The following is a 2,167-nucleotide window of genomic DNA, read 5'->3' on the forward strand; positions in this document are numbered from 1 at the left end:
TTCGTCATTCGTCATTCGTCATTCGTCATTCGTCATTCGTCATTCGTCATTCGTCATTCGTCATTCGCCCTTCGTCATTCGCCCTCACTCCTTGAACTCCTCGCGATCCGGTATCCGCGTGAAGGCGATCTTCGGGCCCGAAAACGTCCGCACCGTGTCCGGCGTGAAGCCGATCACCACCGAGTCACGGCCGCGCTTCTGATTGATCTCATCCAGCACGCGGCTCAGCACCTCACGCTGGGCGCGTGCGGCCGCCGCCTCCTGGCCGAAGAGCTGGAGCTGCTGCGGCAGCGATTCGGCCTCGAGACCGTGCAGCGTCACGGACACCTTCTTCACGCGCTGCCACCGGGCCTGCCGCATCACGTTTTCCCACAGCTTCGACAGCGTGGCGATGAGCGCGATGCTGTCAGACACCGCCTCAAACTTCGACTGGGCCTCGAAACGCGAGCCTTCCTCCGTGCGGATGCTCAGATGCAGGTGTGTGGCACGGTATTTGAGACGGCGCAGCCGACTGGCGGCCTTCAGCAGCAGACGCCGCGCCACCACACCGGCCTGCGGCGGGATGCGCATCTCCGGTGACAGCACGTGACTGTGCCCCACGGAGCGTTTTTCCGGCGGCTGGTCATCCTCCGACGGCCCGCCATGCAGCGCATGCCAGAAGCGGTCGCCGCACACGCCGCCCCACGCGCCGTGCAGCATCTCGTGCGACGCGTCCCACAGCTCCCGCATCGTGCGGATGCCCTGGGCATGCAGGCGCGGCTCCATGCGCCGTCCGATTCCCGGCAGATCACGCAATTCCAGCTCCAGCAGCCGCCCGGGCAGTTCTTCCTTCAACAAGACCACCAGGCCGTCCGGCTTCTGCATGTCGGAGGCCACTTTTCCAAGGAACCGGTTCGGTGCCAGGCCGATGGAGCACGTGATGCACTCCCCCACGCGTTCCTGCAGACCGCGTTTGATGCGCGCGGCCAGATCCTTCGCCGCCGGCAGCGGACGCCGCGGCCCGTCCAGCTTGCACGCCATCTCGTCGATGGAGCAGATCACATGCACGGGAAAGTGCCGTTCCACCTCCGCGATCACCCGGTGGTGAAAATCCACATACAGATCGTGGCTGGCCTCCACCAGCACCAGATCCGGGCACACCCGCCGTGCCTCGCCGATGTTCGTGCCGGTTTTGATGCCGAATTTCTTCGCCTGGGCGCTCGCAGCGATCGCACAGGTCGTGTCGGACATCACTGGAACCACCGCCACCGGCCTGCCCCGCAGCTCCGGCTTCAACTGCTGCTCCACGCTCGCGAAAAAGCTGTTCAGGTCGAGGAACAGCCAGTCCACGGCAGGTTCGGCACGGGATGAGTCAGCGGCAGCAGGCATCAGAAGAGAGAACGATTCTCGCCCGCATGCCATCCCTGTTCAACTGAACGTTCCCACAGTTTAGGCTGCGGTTCGGACAAGATTGAGTCAACACCCGGTTTACAATTTCCATATTTATCATAAATAAAGATTCATGCTGACTGCGGCTCTTCCCCCTCTCCCGACGCCCTCGGCGGTCCGGGCCATCACGTCTCCGCTGCTCACCCCGAACGAGGCGCTCTTCCACGCCTGTCTCGAAAACCTCACCCAATACGCCTGCCACATCCAGGCGAAGCCCCGCCTCGCGGAGGTGCTCCAGCACGAGGACCTCATCGGCTTTCAGAGGATCTGCCATCGCCACATCGACTTCCTCGTCTATCGTCGGCAGGACTGGATGCCCATGATCGCCATTGAGTTCGAGGACAGTTCCGCCGAAAAAGCCGCCCGCAAAGACCGCGACCGCAACCTCGCCATCGAGGTGCTTTCCGCCGCCGGCATTCCCATCCTCCGCGTCCACTCGCGTGAGATCCAGCAGATGGAGACGCTCATGCACAAGTTCTCCGCCGCCTGGCAACACCGGCTGGAGATTCTCGCCAGCACCTCCACGCCCCAGGATTCCTATTTCCCGTTGGAAGACCGCTCCACCGTGCCGCTCAACGCCAGCGCCGCGAGATGCGCGGCTGCTTGACGGCATCTCCCAGAATGTTGACAGCAGAATGGCTGACAGCAGAAAAAAGCAGGGGTGAGTTCCCATCGCTCTTCAGGCCAGTCGAAGGCCCGCGGCTGCCGCCAAACAAAATCGATGCAGTCCCGACCTGAC

Annotated in this window: 2 protein-coding genes; one reads left to right on the plus strand and one right to left on the minus strand. The window is 63.0% G+C overall.

Going from position 1 to position 2,167, the window contains the following annotated elements:
- Positions 1–84: 84 nt before the first annotated feature.
- The gene (locus IAE77_RS07330; RefSeq protein ID WP_294224037.1) at positions 85–1,368 is read right to left on the minus strand and encodes a hypothetical protein; all 1,284 of its coding nucleotides are present in this window, start codon (positions 1,366–1,368) and stop codon (positions 85–87) included.
- 133 nt (positions 1,369–1,501) lie between these two features.
- Between IAE77_RS07330 and IAE77_RS07335 the strand changes: the two genes are divergently transcribed.
- Complete coding sequence (locus IAE77_RS07335; protein ID WP_294224040.1) at positions 1,502–2,035, plus strand: DUF2726 domain-containing protein; 534 nt, start codon at positions 1,502–1,504, stop codon at positions 2,033–2,035.
- Positions 2,036–2,167: the final 132 nt, after the last annotated feature.

Source organism: Prosthecobacter sp., assembly GCF_014879935.1.
Classification (GTDB): domain Bacteria; phylum Verrucomicrobiota; class Verrucomicrobiia; order Verrucomicrobiales; family Verrucomicrobiaceae; genus Prosthecobacter.